At 72.1% G+C, this 15,704-nt stretch carries 13 protein-coding genes; 7 read left to right on the top strand and 6 right to left on the bottom strand.

Features of this window, described 5'->3' with window-relative positions; genetic code table 11:
- Window positions 1–113 precede the first annotated feature (113 nt).
- Window positions 114–1,142: a zinc-binding dehydrogenase gene (locus AB0H81_RS24135; protein ID WP_358378555.1), complete on the top strand. Its 1,029-nt coding sequence runs from the start codon at window positions 114–116 to the stop codon at window positions 1,140–1,142.
- Window positions 1,143–1,146: 4 nt separating this feature from the next.
- On the top strand, window positions 1,147–1,932 hold the full coding sequence (locus AB0H81_RS24140; RefSeq protein WP_358378558.1) for a sugar phosphate isomerase/epimerase family protein: 786 nt from the start codon (window positions 1,147–1,149) through the stop codon (window positions 1,930–1,932).
- Between the two features lie 1,184 nt (window positions 1,933–3,116).
- Here AB0H81_RS24140 and AB0H81_RS24145 read toward each other — a convergent pair.
- Window positions 3,117–4,325, bottom strand: coding sequence for a zinc-binding alcohol dehydrogenase (locus AB0H81_RS24145; RefSeq protein ID WP_358378561.1), 1,209 nt, complete (start codon window positions 4,323–4,325; stop codon window positions 3,117–3,119).
- Window positions 4,318–5,343: a Gfo/Idh/MocA family oxidoreductase gene (locus tag AB0H81_RS24150; protein ID WP_358378564.1), complete on the bottom strand. Its 1,026-nt coding sequence runs from the start codon at window positions 5,341–5,343 to the stop codon at window positions 4,318–4,320. Before AB0H81_RS24150 ends, AB0H81_RS24145 begins: the two co-directional genes overlap by 8 nt.
- Window positions 5,344–5,384: 41 nt before the next feature.
- Between AB0H81_RS24150 and AB0H81_RS24155 the strand changes: the two genes are divergently transcribed.
- The gene (locus AB0H81_RS24155) at window positions 5,385–6,359 is read left to right on the top strand and encodes a glucosyl-3-phosphoglycerate synthase (protein WP_358378567.1); all 975 of its coding nucleotides are present in this window, start codon (window positions 5,385–5,387) and stop codon (window positions 6,357–6,359) included.
- Window positions 6,356–7,486: a glycosyltransferase gene (locus AB0H81_RS24160; RefSeq protein WP_358378570.1), complete on the top strand. Its 1,131-nt coding sequence runs from the start codon at window positions 6,356–6,358 to the stop codon at window positions 7,484–7,486. The genes AB0H81_RS24155 and AB0H81_RS24160 overlap by 4 nt, the downstream gene beginning before the upstream one ends.
- Before the next feature lie 63 nt (window positions 7,487–7,549).
- Here the strand turns inward: AB0H81_RS24160 and AB0H81_RS24165 are convergent, their stop codons facing one another.
- Window positions 7,550–8,344: a universal stress protein gene (locus AB0H81_RS24165; RefSeq protein ID WP_358378572.1), complete on the bottom strand. Its 795-nt coding sequence runs from the start codon at window positions 8,342–8,344 to the stop codon at window positions 7,550–7,552.
- 252 nt (window positions 8,345–8,596) lie between these two features.
- On the opposite strand from AB0H81_RS24165, the gene AB0H81_RS24170 reads away from it, so the two are divergent.
- Window positions 8,597–9,145 carry a phosphatase PAP2 family protein gene (locus AB0H81_RS24170; protein WP_358378575.1) on the top strand — a complete coding sequence of 183 codons (549 nt, stop codon included), beginning with the start codon at window positions 8,597–8,599 and terminating at the stop codon, window positions 9,143–9,145.
- Here AB0H81_RS24170 and pip read toward each other — a convergent pair.
- The 3 genes from pip to mscL all read right to left on the bottom strand — a co-directional run bounded on the left by pip (window position 9,099) and on the right by mscL (window position 11,334).
- The gene (pip, locus tag AB0H81_RS24175; protein WP_358378578.1) at window positions 9,099–10,070 is read right to left on the bottom strand and encodes a prolyl aminopeptidase; all 972 of its coding nucleotides are present in this window, start codon (window positions 10,068–10,070) and stop codon (window positions 9,099–9,101) included. The two genes, AB0H81_RS24170 and pip, sit on opposite strands and share 47 nt — an antisense overlap.
- A 43-nt stretch (window positions 10,071–10,113) precedes the next feature.
- A complete protein-coding gene (locus AB0H81_RS24180; protein ID WP_358378581.1) occupies window positions 10,114–10,728 on the bottom strand; it encodes a hypothetical protein in 615 nt (204 codons plus the stop codon).
- Window positions 10,729–10,899: 171 nt separating this feature from the next.
- Complete coding sequence (mscL, locus tag AB0H81_RS24185) at window positions 10,900–11,334, bottom strand: large conductance mechanosensitive channel protein MscL (protein WP_358378583.1); 435 nt, start codon at window positions 11,332–11,334, stop codon at window positions 10,900–10,902.
- Window positions 11,335–11,567: 233 nt separating this feature from the next.
- On the opposite strand from mscL, the gene glgX reads away from it, so the two are divergent.
- Window positions 11,568–13,661: a glycogen debranching protein GlgX gene (gene glgX, locus AB0H81_RS24190; protein WP_358378586.1), complete on the top strand. Its 2,094-nt coding sequence runs from the start codon at window positions 11,568–11,570 to the stop codon at window positions 13,659–13,661.
- Window positions 13,654–15,704 (top strand): malto-oligosyltrehalose synthase (gene treY, locus AB0H81_RS24195; protein WP_358378589.1); only part of this gene is annotated, 2,051 nt, incomplete at its 3' end. The genes glgX and treY, both read left to right, overlap by 8 nt.

Raw genomic sequence — 15,704 nt, forward strand, 5'->3', positions numbered from 1 at the left:
TCTTACCTCCGAACGAAGTCCTAGACTTAAGAGTGCTATCCGCTCAACTATGGTCTGCATGTTCGTACTAATTCCTTGACTTTCGTTTGATCAATAATCGTAAGCGTGGGGGAATGCGCGTCATCACGTTTGAAGGGCCGGGCCGCGTTCATGTCGGCTCCGAGCCGCCCGCCGCTCTCGGCCCGGGTTCCGTCCGGGTCCGCACGCTCTACTCCGGGGTTTCGGCCGGTACAGAACTCACCGCCTACCGCGGTACCAACCCGTACCTGAACCGTCGCTGGGACGTCGAGCGCCGGCTCTTCGTCGACGGCCGCACGCACGCCTACCCCCTCACGGGCTGGGGTTACCAGGAGGTCGGCGAGGTCGTCGAGGCCGCGCCCGACGTCGCCGACCCGCCCGTCGGCAGCCTCGTCTGGGGCGTCTGGGGCCACCGGGCCGAGGCCGTCGTGCCCGCCGAGCGGCTGGCCGGCCACGTGCTGCCGCCCGCCGCCGACCCGCTGACCGGCGTGTTCGCCCGCGTCGGCGCCATCGCGCTCAACGCCGTCCACGCGGCCGACGTCCACCTCGGCGACCAGCTCGTCGTGTTCGGCCAGGGCGTCATCGGCCTGCTCGCCACCCGGCTGGCCGTGCTCAGCGGCGCCCGGGTCGTCGCGGCCGACGCCATCGCCTCCCGCCTTGAGCTGGCCCGCGCCTTCGGCGCCGCCGAGACCTTCGACGTGCGCGCCGGCTCGGTCGCCGAGCTGATCCGCAAGCGGGTCGAGGGCGCCGACGCCGCCATCGAGCTGAGCGGCAGCCACCTGGGCCTGCACGAGGCCATCAGGACCGTGCGCAGGGGTGGCCGGGTCGTCGCCGCCGGCTTCTACCAGGGCGACGCGACCGGCCTGCGGCTCGGCGAGGAGTTCCACCACAACCAGGTGCAGCTCGTCTCCTCCCAGATCGGCGGCGTCGCCTCCTGGCTGTCCCACCGCTGGGACGTCGAGCGGCTCCAGCGCACGTTCATGGAGCTCGTCCACCGGGCCGAGGTGGGTGTGCTCGGCCTGGTCAGCCACGTGGTCCCAGCGGGCGACGCCGCCGCGGCCTACGAACTGCTCGACCACCGGCCGGCGGACGTCCTCCAGCTCGTCTTCCGATTCGAGGAGTGAGACAGTGAAGCTTTCCGTCCAGGAGCAGCTTCTGCCCGGCCGCACGCTGCAGGAGAAGTACGCCTTCGCGGTCGAGGCCGGTTTCGACGCCGTCGAGCTGCGCGGCAAGGGCGACTTCCACTTCGCCACCCGCCTGACCGAGCTCAAGCGCGCCCGCGCCGACGGCGTCGTCATGCCGACCGTGTGCGTGGACATGCCGCACTTCATCGGCGACTTCGACCCGGCCCGGCGCAAGGACGCCATCCAGCAGCTCAGGTCCCAGCTCACCGTGATCGCCGAGCTCGGCGGCATCGGCGTGATGACCCCGGCCTCCTGGGGCCAGTTCTCGCGCCGGCTGCCGCCGTTCGAGCCGCCCCGCGGGCCCGACCAGGACCGCGAGGTGCTGGCCGAGGCGCTGGCCACGCTCGGCGAGCACGCCCAGCGCAACGGCGTGCTCATCATGCTGGAGCCGCTCAACCGGTACGAGAACCACATGGTGAACACGCTGGCCGAGGCCGTGTCGTACTGTTCGATGGACGCGATCCGGGTGGCCGGTGACACGTACCACATGAACATCGAGGAGGACGATCCCTGCCGCTCGATCCTGGAGGCCGCCCCCTATCTGGCGCACATGCAGGTCAGCGAGTCCAACCGCAACCAGCCCGGCACCGGCCACCTCGACTGGGCGGCCCAGCTCGCCGCTCTCGACGCCGCCGGCTACGACGGGTACCTCGCGCTGGAATGCCGCCTGCGGGGCGAGCCGGAGATCGTCCTTCCTCAGACCGCCTCCTTCATCAGGAAATTCCTATGATCCTCCGCGATGCCGTCCGCGTGCTCGTCGCCAACTGGGACGGCAGCTACACGGTCCCCTCCCGAACCCTGTACCCCCACCAGTGGAGCTGGGACTCCGCCTTCATCGCGATCGGCAACGCCCGGTGGTCGCCGCGCCGGGCCAGGTCGGAGCTGCTGACGCTGTTCGGCGCGCAGTGGCGCGACGGCCGGGTGCCGCACATCGTCTTCAACCCGGCGGTGCCCGAGGGCGCCTACTTCCCCGGGCCGGAGTTCTGGCAGGTCAGCGCCCCGTCCGGGATCAGGACCTCGGGGATCGTGCAGCCGCCCGTCCACGCGCTGGCCGCCTGGCGCGTCCACCTGGCTGAGCCCGACCCCGCCTTCCTGCGGCGGATCTATCCCCGCCTGGTCGCCCAGCAGGAGTTCCTGCGCTCGGCCAGGCGCTCGCCCGAGGGGCTCATCTCGATCGTGCACCCCTGGGAGTCGGGCATGGACAACAGCCCGGCCTGGGACGTGCCGCTGGCCGTCGTCGAGCCCGAGCCGTCGGCGTTCGTGCGCCGCGACACCACCCACGTCAGCGTGGAGGAACGGCCCACCGACCGCGACTACGCGCGCTACACCTCGCTCGCCCGCGCCTACCGCGACACCGGCTACCGCCGCTCCGACGCCTTCCGGGTCGAGGACCCGCTGTTCAACGCCGCGTACGGCGTGGCCGAGGTGGCGCTGGGGCGGATCGCGCGGGTGATCGGGCTCGACCCCGAGCCGCACGCCCGGGAGGCCGCCGCCGTCACCTCCGCGATGGCCGAGCATCTCTACGACGACGGGCTCTTCCACGCCCGCGACGTGCTCACCGGCTGCCTCGTGCGCTCCAACAGCGCCGCCGGGCTGACGCCGCTCATGCTGCCCGGTCTGCCGCGCGAGCTGGTCAACGAGCTGATCGGCACGGGGCTCGACCGCTTCGGGCTCAAGGACGGCGTCGTGCCCAGCTTCGCGCCGGCCGCGCCCGAGTTCGACCCGGTGCGCTACTGGCGCGGCCCCGCCTGGGTCAACCTCACCTGGCTGATCTGGCGGGGCCTGCGGCGGCGCCGTCCCGACCTGGCCGCGCCGCTGGCCGAGGGCATGGTCAGGGCCGTCACGACGTCCGGGTTCCGCGAGTACTTCGACCCGTTCACGCTGGAGGGGCACGGCTGCCACGACTTCAGCTGGTCAGCCGCCCTCATCCTCGACGTCGCGGCGGAGGACGGCCTGGACGGAGTGACGCCGGCGGGCGGCCAGATCCGCGAGGAGGCGCGGCGCCTCGGCGAAATCGGCGACATCGGTGACGAGGTGCTCGCGTAGCGCCGCGCCACGCCGCCCGAGCAGGGCGATCGTCTCGTACGACAGCCGCTCCCGGTCCCAGGCGTGGGCGAGGCCGCGCGGCACCCGGCCGATCTGCGCGCACCGCAGCGACAGCCCGTTGTGGTGGAACTCCTCGCCGAGCCGCACCTCGTCCGCGCCCTCGGTGTAGAAGGCGAGGTCCACCACCGTGCCCTGCGGGCGCAGCATCCGCAGGGCCAGCGCGAGCGCCCTGGCCTGCCCGCGGCACTGGAACACCACGTCGGCGCCCCGGTCGTCGGGGCCGTGCCGCCAGCGGCGCTTCAGCTCCACCGCCGGGTCACCTGTCCCGTCGCCGGCCTGCCCGTCCACGCTCCCGCCCGTGGCCGGATTCCCGCCGGCCGCCAGGGGGCGGGCGCCCAGAGCTTCGGCGATCCGCAGCCGCTCGGGCGTCTCGTCGGCCACCACGACCTCCGCCGCGCCGTGCTCCAGCGCGAACGAGGCCGTCAGCAACCCCACCACGCCCGCCCCGACGACGGCCACGCGCCGCCCGCGCACGCCGTCCCCCAGGTCACGCGCCGCCGGTCCGTGCAGGTCGGCGGCGGCGTGCAGCAGCCCGTTGGCGCAGATCGGCCCCATGTGGGCGACGTAGACGCCGAGCACCGGGTCGAGGCCGGCGGGCAGCTCCACGAAGCGGTCCGCCAGCGGGTCGGCCACGTAGCCGGTGCGGTGGCCGTACGCCATGGCCACCAGCGCGCCCTCGCGCACGGCCCCGGTGCGGGTCTCCGCCACCCGGCCGACCTGCATGTACCCGATGCCGCGCACGGGGTAGGCGACCGCCGGGGCGCCCGGCCGGAACAGGCCGAGCGCCCGGTCCCACGAGGCGGCCAGGTAGGGGTTGGTGCCCTTGACGTAGGTCAGCTCGGTGCCGGCGGAGATCCCGCTGTAGACCGTCTCCACTCGGAACCCGCCCTCGGGCACCTCGGGCAGCTCCTCCTCGACCAGGGTGACCTCGCCGGGCGCCGCCACGCAGAGCACCCGGCTCCGCGCCGTCGCGCGCGCTGCGGGGGGCGCCGTCGTGTCCGTCCTCGGGTCAGCCATCGAGCGTCACCGGCCTTCCCAGGGTCGCCGACCGGGCCAGCGCGAGCGCCAGCCGGTGGGTGCGCAGCGCCTCGTCGTACGGCACCCGCACGTCGCCGTCCCCGTCGCGCACGGCGTCGATGAAGGCGCGGTCGACCAGCGTCTTCGCCCGGCCCGCGTCCTCGACCACCTCGGTGCCGTCGACGGTCAGCGAGGTCTCGGTCAGCTCCAGGGCGACGCCGTCCGCGTACACCTCCAGGCCGGCCCGGTGCTTGTGCCGGAGCAGGCTCGTCGTGGCCAGCGTGCCCGTGGCGCCGTCCGCGAAGCGCAGCACGGCGGCCACGGCCCGGTCCACCTCCCCGTTGGCGCCGTGGTGCGCGGGGGCGGCGGGGACGGAGTGCACCATCGTGACCTCACCGACCAGGACGCGGGCCAGGTCCAGGACGTGGACCGCCTGCTCGACGACCTGGCCGCCCGAGCGGGCCGGGTCCAGCCACCAGCCGACCGGGGGCACCTTGTCGAGCCAGTGGCCGAGCGCCAGCCGTACCGGCCGGTCGGCCAGCAGGTCGCGCGCCCGGTCGAGAACGTCCAGGTAGCGCCAGTGATGGCCGACCGCCGAGGGTAGGCGGCGGCGCCGGATTTCGGACGCGATGTTTTCCGCCGTCTCCAGGTCCAGCGCGAGCGGTTTTTCAACAAAAATCGGAAGATTGCACGACAGAACATCTTGCTCTGGCTTACCGTGCGCGAATGGGGGCACGCAGACGTATACTGCGTCGAGTCCGCCCGCCTCGAGCAGCCCGGCGTGGCCGTCAAAAGCCGGGACTCCATGACGCGCCGCGAGCGCCTCGGCCTTCAGAGGATCGACGTCGGCGATTCCGGTGATCGCCACGTCGGGAAAACCTGACAGCACGTCCGCGTGACGCGCAGCGACATTTCCGGCACCGATGATGCCTACACGGGTGATTGAGGACACATCTCGCCTATCCCACTTTTGCGCAAAATCAAACAACACGTTCAAACGCCCGGCAATAGGGAACATATGCGCGACCGTGACCCCCTAAACAGAACGGGGCTGAGTGCATGGAGACAGAGCTGCGGGCCTTGGCCAGGGCTCGGGAATGGTACGGTCCCCACTCGAGCACCGCGGCCGAGTGGGCCCCCGAGACCCTGCTCCTCGCCAAGGGAACGACCACGGTGAGCGTCGTCCTGCCGGCGCGCGACGAGGAGCCGACAGTCGGCGACATCGTCACCGTGATCCGCCGCGAACTCGTCGAGCGGATCCCGCTCGTGGACGAGATCCTCGTGGTCGACTCCAACTCCACCGACGCGACGGCCGAGCGGGCCGCCGCGGCGGGAGCCCGCGTCGTGGCGCAGAACGCGGTGCTCTCCCACCTGCCGCCCCTCACCGGAAAGGGCGAGGCCCTGTGGAAGGGACTGGCGGCCTCCAGCGGGGACATCGTCGTCTTCGTCGACGCCGACCTGCGCGACTTCGGGGCGCACTTCGTCACCGGCCTCCTCGGGCCGCTGCTGACCGACCCCCGCGTCCAGTTCGTCAAGGGCGCCTGCGAGCGCCCGTTCACCGGCGCCGACGGGGTGACGCGGCGCGGAGGCGGCGGACGGGTCACCGAGCTGGTGGCACGCCCGATCCTCAACATGTTCTGGCCCGAGCTGGCCGGATTCCACCAGCCGCTCGGCGGCGAGTACGCTGGCCGCCGCGAGACCCTGGAGCAGGTCCCGTTCGTCACCGAATACGGCGTTGAGCTGGGGCTCCTGGTGGACCTGCTGGAGCTCGTCGGCCTCGACGCCATGGCCCAGGTCGACCTGGGCGTGCGCGTCCACTCCCACCAGTCCACCGCCGCGCTCGGCCGCATGGCCGGGCAGATCCTGCACACCGCCTGGACCCGGCTCGAACGCCAGGGACGGGTCATGGCCGCCCAGCCCCCGGCCCGCACGCTGCTGCAGTTCGGGGTCGACGGACAGGCATCGCTCATGAACGTCGTCGTGGCCGAGCGCCCGCCGCTCGCCTCGCTGCTCGCCGAGGAGGACGTCGCATGAACGTGCTGATCAACACCGGCCCGTGGCTGCCGGTGCCGCCTCCCGGCTACGGCGGCATCGAGAACGTCGTGGCCACGCTCGTGCCCGCCCTGCGCGAGCGCGGCGTGCGGGTCGTCCTCGCCTCCGTCGGGTCGAGCACGCTGGAGGTGGACGAGCTGGTCAGCGTCTACGACTCCGGCCGGTTCGCGGACCTGCAGAAACCGTACAACCAGGTCATGGGCATCGCGCACGCCCATCAGGCGATGGTGGCGCGCGAGGTGCGGCGCCGCGACGACGTGGACCTCGTCCACGACCACCTGGAGGTGGTCGGCCCGGCCGTGCTCTCCGTCCTCGGCGGGCCGCCCGTGCTGCACACCCTCCACTGGGACCTGCGCAAGCACGCCGCGTTCTACGGCGCCTTCCCGGCCTCGATCGCGGTCAACGGCGTGTCGGAGTCGCAGCTCCGCCTGGCGCCGGCCGCCCTGCGCGCGGCGGCGCTCGGCGCGGTCCACCTGGCCACCCCGCTCGCCGCAGGCGCCCCCCGGGCGGAACGCGGCGAGCACCTGGTGGTCATGGGGCGGATCTGCCGGCTCAAGGGCCAGCACATCGCGGCCCGCATCTGCCAGAAGCTCGGCCTGCCGCTCGCGCTGGCCGGCCCGGTCAGCGGCCTCGGCACGCCGGCCGAGCTGGAGGCCGTCGCCCAGGACCCGTACCACCCGCTGCACGTCCACCCCGACGTGCGCTACCACCTGGAGGCGGTCGCCCCCTACCTCGACGGCGACCTGGTCCGCTGGGAGGGGACCGTAGAGGGCCGGCGGCGCGACGAGCTGTACGGCTCCGCACGGGCCGCCCTGTTCCCCGTCCAGTGGGACGAGCCGGGCGGCACCGCCGTGGTCGAGGCGCTGGCGCTCGGCGTGCCCGCCGTGGGCCTGCGCCGGGGCTGCCTGCCCGAGCTGATCGACCACGGCCGCACCGGGTGGCTCGCCGACACGGAGGAGGAACTGGCCGAGTACGTGCTGCGGGTGGACGAGATCGACCCGGAGGAGTGCCGCGCGGAGGCGGCCCGCCGCTTCACGCCCGGCGTCATGGCCGATCGCTACCTGGAGCTGTACGAGGCCACGATCAGGAGGCGGCGCTCCGGCGCCTGACCTCACCCGGACGCGGCCCGCGGTTCGCCCGCGGGTCGCTCCGGACGAGGCCCGGGCCCGGCGTCAGTCGAAGCCGCGGGGCAGCACGGCGACCGGGCACGGCGCCGCCCGCAGCACCTTCATGGCCAGCTCACCGAGGAAGACCCGGTGCGGCTGCGCGTCCTCGCTCGCCGCGCACACCAGCAGCTCGCCCGGCGTCCACTCCAGCGCCGCCATCGCCTCCGCCACGTCGTGCCCCTCGGCGACCTCCGCCTCGGCCTCGATGCCGGTGCTCTCCCACGCCAGCCGTACGGCGAGGGCCAGGTCGTCCCCGAGCCGGCCGGGATCGTCCGTCCGCAGGTCGAACGTGATGAGCCGCAGCGGCACGCCCAGCCGCAGCGCCGTCTGCGCCACCCGCTCGACGGCGGCGTCGCACTGGGGCCGGTGGACGTAGGCGAGCGTCAGCCGGCCCGCCTCCGGCGGCGGGCGGTAGCCGGAGGGCGCCAGCATCACCGCCTCCGGCGACAGGTGCAGCAGGTGGTCCGAGGTGGAGCCGATCCCGATGCGCCCCCGCTGCCCCCCGTCCGCCGAACCGGCCACGATGAGGTCGGCCCGGATGCGGCTGGCCAGGACCGACAGCCCGCGTCCCACGCCCCGGCTCTCGTAGGTGATGTACTCGGCGGGCACATCGCCCAGCTCCTCGGCGGCGTGCGCCAGGTTCGCCTGCGCCTCAACGGCCTCGCCGGGACTGCCGGGCGGGTAGATCGTCGCCACGGTCAGCTCGCCGCCGGTGACCCGCGCTATCGCGGCGCCGAGGGCGAGGGCGTCACGTCCACCGGCGTCGGCGGTGTAGCCGACGATCACGTGCTCTCCGATCACGCATGCCTCTCTACCCGGCCCGAACCAGGCCTACGCCGCCCATCCGGCGCGCCGTCGCCCCGAGGCCTCAGCCGCCCATCCGGCGCGCCGTCGCCTCGAAGCCTCAGCGGTCCGTCCGGCGCGCCGCCTGGCGCGGCCCGGCGCTCGGCCGATCGGCCGAGGGTGACGGCCCGGAATCGGCCGGGAGTCCGACCCGGACACCGGTGATCTTCCGTAAGGTCGTGTCATTGCTCGTTCACCGATTGGACACGTGTGTACCGCGACATCGCCGACTTCGCCCTCAGCACGCCCGGATGGCTCCACACCCTCGCCGAGGTGGGCACCGACGCCGGCCTGTTCCTGTTCGCGGCGCTGTTCGTGCTGTGCTGGTGGCGGGCGCGCAACGGGCCCCCGCGCGACCTGGCGATCGCGATCGCCGGCCCGGCCGGCGTGGTGTGCGCGTACGTCTTCAGCGAGGTCCTCAAGACCGTGGTCAGGGAGGACCGGCCGTGCCGGGGCGGTGTCGCGACGATCGCCGCGTGCCCGCCGCCGGACGACTGGTCGTTCCCCAGCAACCACTCCGTGATCGCCGCCGGCGCCGCCGGCGCGCTCGTGCTGGCCTGGCGCGCCCTGGCCTGGGTGGTGCTGCCGCTGGCGGCGGTCATGGCGTTCTCGCGGGTGTTCGTCGGCGTCCACTACCCGCACGACGTGGCGGCGGGCTTCCTCATCGGGGTGACGCTGGCGCCGCTCTGCACGCTGCTGCTGGTCGGCGCGGTCACGCCGATGGTACGCCTCGCGCGAAGCCGTCTGTCGCCGCGATGAGCCGGTCCACGATGCCCGGCTCGGTCGCGGCGTGCCCCGCGTCCGCCACCACGTGGAACTCCGCCTCGGGCCAGGCGCGGTGCAGGTCCCAGGCCGTGGCCATGGGCGTGCAGGCGTCGTAGCGGCCCTGCACGATGACCGCCGGGATGTGGCGGATCTTGCCGACGTCGCGGATGAGCTGATCGGGCTCGAACCAGCCCAGGTGGGTGAAGTAGTGGTTCTCGATCCGGGAGAAGGCCACCGCCATGCGCTCCTCGCCGAACTCCGCGACGAGCTCCTCGTCCGGCAGCAGCGTGATCGCGGACGCCTCCCACTGCGCCCACGCCCGGGCCGCCGCCAGCCGCGCCTGCGGGTCGTCGCCCTCCAGGCGGCGGCGGAAGGCGGCCATGAGGTCGCCCCGCTCCTCCTCGGGGATCGGCGCCAGGAACGCCTCCCACCGGTCGGGGAACAGGTAGGAGGCACCTTCCTGGTAGAACCAGCGCAGCTCCTGGGGGCGCAGCGTGAAGATGCCGCGCAGCACCAGCTCGGTCGTCCGCCCCGGGTGGGTCTGCGCGTACGCCAGGGCGAGCGCGCTGCCCCACGATCCGCCGAACACCTGCCACGCCTCGATGCCGAGGTGCTCGCGCAGGCGTTCCATGTCGGCGACGAGGTGCCAGGTGGTGTTGTGCTCCAGCGACGTGGTGGCCTCGCTGGCGTGGGGACGGCTGCGCCCGCAGTTGCGCTGGTCGAACAGCACCACCTTGTACAGGTCGGGGTTCCACTGCCGGCGGTGCTTGGTGGTGCACCCGCCGCCCGGGCCGCCGTGCAGCATGACCGCGGGCTTGCCGTCCGGGTTGCCGACGAGCTCCCAGTAGATCTCGTTGCCGTCCCCCACGTCGAGGAAGCCGGAGTCGTAGGGCTCGATGGCCGGGTAATGGGTCCTCATCCCGCCGATCCTGCCACCAACCCGGTCGTGCCGTGGTTGCAGGTCACGACCAGTCGTGCCGCGCCAGGAAGGACCGGTCGCCGGTGGCGTACTCGTGGAAGGCCTGGCGCACGTCGTCGAGGCGCGGCATCAGCGTGCGCACCATGTGCCCCTCCTTGTACTCCACCTCGTAGCCGGAGGGCTCCGCGGCGTGGTCCGCGTGCCCGGCGGGCCCGGCCGGTGAGACCTGGATGAAGTGGTGCCCGAACGTCACGAGCGCCGCGAACGGGTTCTGCGCCGACAGGGTCGCGAGCACGTCGTGGACCAGCCCCAGGTCGGGGTCGTGGACGATCATGCCGTCGCCGGTGTGGAGCTGCATGCCCTGGTACACGCCGAGCGGTCCGACGTTGTGGACGAGGTCGCGCTGCGGGTCGTAGCAGACCAGCCCGTGCGCCCGCGCGATGGTGAACACCTGGGCGGACATCTCGTCCATCGACTCCAGTTCCATCGTCACCAGTACGTGCCCGGGGAACACCGTGACGAGCCCCGGCAGCTCCTTGGCCACCTGCGGCAGCTCGCCCTGGACCGGCCTGCCCTTCTTCGCGGCCAGGTACGCGGCCCGCGCCATGTCCCTGGAGATCGGCACGGGCTCGTCCCAGACCATCAACTCAACGCTCACCCGCCCATCTTGCCCAACCCGCGGCACCCTTGAAGCCCACAACCTGCCAAAACCCCACAGCCCATGCGTACTGGGCACCTCGGTGACTTCCGCCCTCCTGCGCCCCGTTCTGTGCCCTGTTCGCCTCAAGCCTCGCCCAATGCCGGGGATGTTCTTCCCAGACTCCGGCGGCTACCGCGGGTCGGCCAGGGAGGGCTTCTCGGAGTCGGGCACCAGCGTGGCGGTGCAGTGCGCGCACCGGCGCGCCTCGGTCGGGATGTCGCTCAGGCACTCCGGGCACTGCTTGGTCGTCGCCTCCTTGTCACGGTCGAACAGGGTGATCAGCCGGGTCATGGGCATGACCACCAGCCAGTACACGACGGCCGCGATGATGAGGAAGCTGAGGAGGTGGTTGAGGAAGTCGCCGTACTTGAACTGGCTCCCGTTGACCGTGAAGACGTAGTCGGCGAAGTCGGGTTGCTTGCCGCCCGTCACGGCCCCGATCAGCGGGGTGATGAGGTCGGCGACGAGCGCCTGCACGAGTCCGCTGAACGTGGCCCCCACGATCACCGCGACGGCCAGCTCCACGATGTTGCCCCGTAAGAGGAACTTTCTGAATCCACCCATGGAACGCCTACGTGACCGGGGAGAGCGCGATCAAACGCGGTGCGCGGCCCTCGTGCGAAGCGGCAGGTGACAGCGGCCCCAAACCGGTGCCCGGCGGCGGGCTAAGGGCGCGTTCTGGGGGAAGGACCTGATCCGTCCACGGGGAGCCGCGCCCGCCGGCGGTGCTTGTGCGGTGGTGCTTGTCCGGCGGGGCGGGGGAACGGAACATGGGGAAGAGCCGTAAGGGAGCCTTGATGATCGAAGTCTGGCCGGGAGACCCCTATCCACTCGGGGCCACCTATGACGGCGCGGGCACCAACTTCTCGCTCTACACGGAGGCCGCCGACAAGGTGGAGCTGTGCCTGTTCGACGAGCAGGGCGGGGAGACCCGCGTGGCGCTGCCGGAGGTGGACGGCTTCATCTGGCACGGCTACCTGCCCGGCGTCAACCCCGGCCAGCGTTACGGCTACCGCGTGCACGGCCCGTACGACCCGGCCAAGGGCCTGCGGTGCAACCCGGCCAAGCTGCTGCTCGACCCGTACGCGATGGCCATCGAGGGCGACGTGAAGTGGAACGAGGCGGTGTACGGCTACCGGTTCGGTCAGCCCGACTCGCGCAACGACATGGACTCCGCCCCGTACATGCCGCGCTCCATCGTGATCAACCCGTTCTTCGGGTGGGGCCACGACCGGCCGCCCGCCACGCCGTACCACGACACCGTGATCTACGAGGCGCACGTGCGCGGGCTCACCGTCCGGCACCCGAAGATCCCCGAGCACCTGCGCGGCACGTACGCGGCCCTGGGCCACCCCGAGATCCTGGACCACCTGACCAAGCTCGGCGTGACGGCCATCGAGCTGATGCCGGTCCACCAGTTCGTCACCGACCACGTCCTGGAGGAGCGCGGGCTGACGAACTACTGGGGCTACAACTCGATCGGCTTCTTCGCCCCGCACAACCGCTACTCCAGCCAGGGGCAGCGCGGCGGGCAGGTCCTGGAGTTCAAGGCCATGGTGCGGGCCCTGCACGAGGCGGACATCGAGGTCATCCTGGACGTCGTCTACAACCACACGGCCGAGGGCAACCATCTGGGGCCCACGCTGGGGTTCAAGGGGATCGACAACCCCAACTACTACCGGCTCGTCGACGGCGACCCGCGCTACTACATGGACACCACGGGCACCGGCAACAGCCTGCTCATGCGCTCCCCGCACGTCCTCCAGATGATCATGGACTCGCTCCGCTACTGGGTGACGGAGATGCACGTCGACGGCTTCCGCTTCGACCTCGCCTCGACGCTGGCCCGCGAGCTGCACGAGGTGGACCGGCTGAGCGCCTTCTTCGACCTGGTGCAGCAGGACCCGGTGCTGTCGCAGGTGAAGCTCATCGCCGAGCCGTGGGACGTCGGCCCCGGCGGCTACCAGGTGGGCAACTTCCCCTCCCGCTGGACCGAGTGGAACGGCCGCTACCGCGACACCATCCGCGACCTGTGGCGCGGGCAGCCGGCGACGCTGCCCGAGTTCGGCTCCCGGCTCACCGGCTCCAGCGACCTCTACCAGGACGACAGCCGCCGCCCCGCCGCCTCCATCAACTTCGTCACCTGCCACGACGGCTTCACCCTGCAGGACCTCGTCTCGTACGACCACAAGCACAACGAGGCCAACAAGGAGGGCAACCGCGACGGCAGCGACGACAACCGGTCCTGGAACTGCGGCGCCGAGGGCCCGGCCGACCTGGCCGTCGAGTCGCTGCGCGAGCAGCAGAAGCGCAACTTCCTGACCACGCTGTTCCTGTCGCAGGGCGTGCCGATGCTCTCGCACGGCGACGAGCTGGGTCGCACCCAGCGGGGCAACAACAACGGCTACTGCCAGGACAACGAGCTGACCTGGGTCGACTGGTCCGACGTGCGGGAGAACTGGCTGCTGCTGGAGTTCACGCAGAGCCTGGCCGCGCTGCGCAAGAAACACCCGGTGTTCCGGCGCAGGAGGTTCTTCTACGGCCGTCCCGTACGCGGGCTGAGCGACATCGCCTGGCTCACCCCGGCCGGGGAGGAGATGACCGACGCCGACTGGAACGTCGGATACGCCAAGTCGCTGGCCGTGTTCCTGAACGGCGACGCCATCACCGAGCCCGACCGGCGCGGCCGGCCCATCCGCGACGACTCGTTCCTACTGCTGTTCAACGCCCACCACGAACCCATCACGTTCACGATCCCCAAGGACTACGGAGAGATGTGGCAGACCGAGATCGACACCGCGTTGCCGATCAGCCTGGACATCCGGATCTGCCGGGCCGGTGAGAGCGTGGCCGTCCCCGGCCGCAGCGTGAGAGTGCTGCGCCGTGTCTAGGCCCCTGTCGACCTACCGCGTCCAGCTCACCCCCGACTTCGGGTTCGCCCAGGTGGGGGAGATCGCCGGCTACCTGCGCGACCTGGGGGTCACCCACGTCTACCTGTCGCCGATCCTCCAGGCGACGCCCGGCTCGCTGCACGGCTACGACGTCACCGACCACTCCCGCATCCGCGAGGAGTTCGGCGGCGCCAAGGGCTTCAGGGAGATGGCCGAACGGCTCGCCGCCCACGACCTGGGCATCGTCGTGGACATCGTGCCCAACCACATGAACACCACCAACGGCGCGTTCTGGTCGGTGCTGCGCGACGGCACCGCCTCGCCGTACGCGCGCTGGTTCGACATCGAGTGGGACGGCGGGAAGGTGGCGCTCCCGGTGCTGGGCGACGACACCGAGCCCGTCGTGGACGGCGACGTGCTGCGCTACCACGAGCACGCGTTCCCCTACCCGGGCCACTACCGGCTGGTCGACTGGCGCGAGGGGCCCGGCTACCGGCGCTTCTTCGACGTCTCCACACTGATCGGGCTGCGCGTCGAGGACCCGGAGGTGTTCTTCGCCACCCACGAGGTGATCTTCTGGCTGCTCGACGAGGGGCTGGTCGACGGGCTGCGCATCGACCACCCCGACGGGCTCGCCGATCCGCGCGGCTATCTCGAACGGCTGCGTGCCAGGACCGGCGACACCTGGACCGTCGTCGAGAAGATCCTCATCGGCCACGAGCGGCTGCCGGACGACTGGCCGTGCGACGGCACCACCGGCTACGAGGTGCTCAACCGCGTCAACGGCCTGTTCGTGGACCCGGCGGGCAGGCAGCCGCTGCTGGAGCTGTTCACCCGCCTGACCGGGCAGCCCGCCGACTACCGGGAGGTGGTGGCGCGCTCGAAGCGCGAGGTGCTGGACCTGTTCTTCGGCGCCGAGGTGAGGCGCCTGGCCGCCGCGGCCGGCACCGAGCCGGAGACCGTGGCCGAGCTGCTGGCCGCGATGCCGGTCTACCGGGCGTACGTGGTGCCGGGGGAGCCGGTGCCGCCCGAGTCGGCCGAGATCGTCGAGACGGCCGCCGCGGCCTGCTCTCCCGCCGCGCGGCGGCTCGCCCACGAGGTCCTGCACGGCACGCCCGAGGTCGTCACCCGCTTCCAGCAGGCGTGCGGCCCGGTCATGGCCAAGGGCGTCGAGGACACGGCGCTGTACCGGTGGTTCCCGCTGTCCTGCCTGAACGAGGTGGGCGGCGAGCCGGACGTGTTCGGGACCCCGGTCGAGGAGTTCCACGCGTCCTGCGCCGAGATGCGGCCCCACTCGATGACCACGCTGTCCACCCACGACACCAAGCGGTCGGAGGACGTGCGCGCTCGCCTGTCGGTGCTGTCGGAGCTGCCCGGCGAGTGGGAGGAGGCCGTCACCGCCTGGTCGTCGGCGGTGTCGCACGACCCCCACCTCGACTACCTGGCCTGGCAGAACCTCATGGCCGCCTGGCCCATCTCCGCCGAGCGCTTCGCCGGCTACCTGCTCAAGGCCGCCCGCGAGGCCAAGACCGCGATCTCGTGGGTCAACCCCGACCCAGGCTACGAGCAGCGGCTGCGCGACTTCGCCGAGGCCGCCGTGAAGCTGCCCGTCGGGGAGTTCACCGAGCGGATCGACCGCTACGCGATGTCCAACTCGCTGGGCGCCAAACTGGTGCAGCTCATGATGCCGGGCGTCCCCGACGTCTACCAGGGCAACGAGACGACCGACTTCTCGCTGGTCGACCCGGACAACCGGCGGCCCGTGAGCTACCCGCGCACCCCCGTCTCCGAGTGGGACGCGGCCAAGCTGCTGGTCACCACTCAGGCGCTCCGGCTGCGCCGCCGTCTGGGCGCCGACGCCGCGTACACGCCGCTGGAGGCCGACGGCGAGGCCGCCGAGCACGTGATCGCGTTCGCGCGGGGCGGCGGCGCGTTCGCCGGGCCGGTCACCGACGGCGCGGTCACCTCGGGCGGCCCGGCGGCGGCGGGCGGCCCCGGCACCTCCGGCGACGAGGGCCGGGCGCGGGCCGTCGCGGTCGCCAC

Source organism: Nonomuraea sp. NPDC050691 (assembly GCF_040654455.1).
GTDB lineage: Bacteria > Actinomycetota > Actinomycetes > Streptosporangiales > Streptosporangiaceae > Nonomuraea.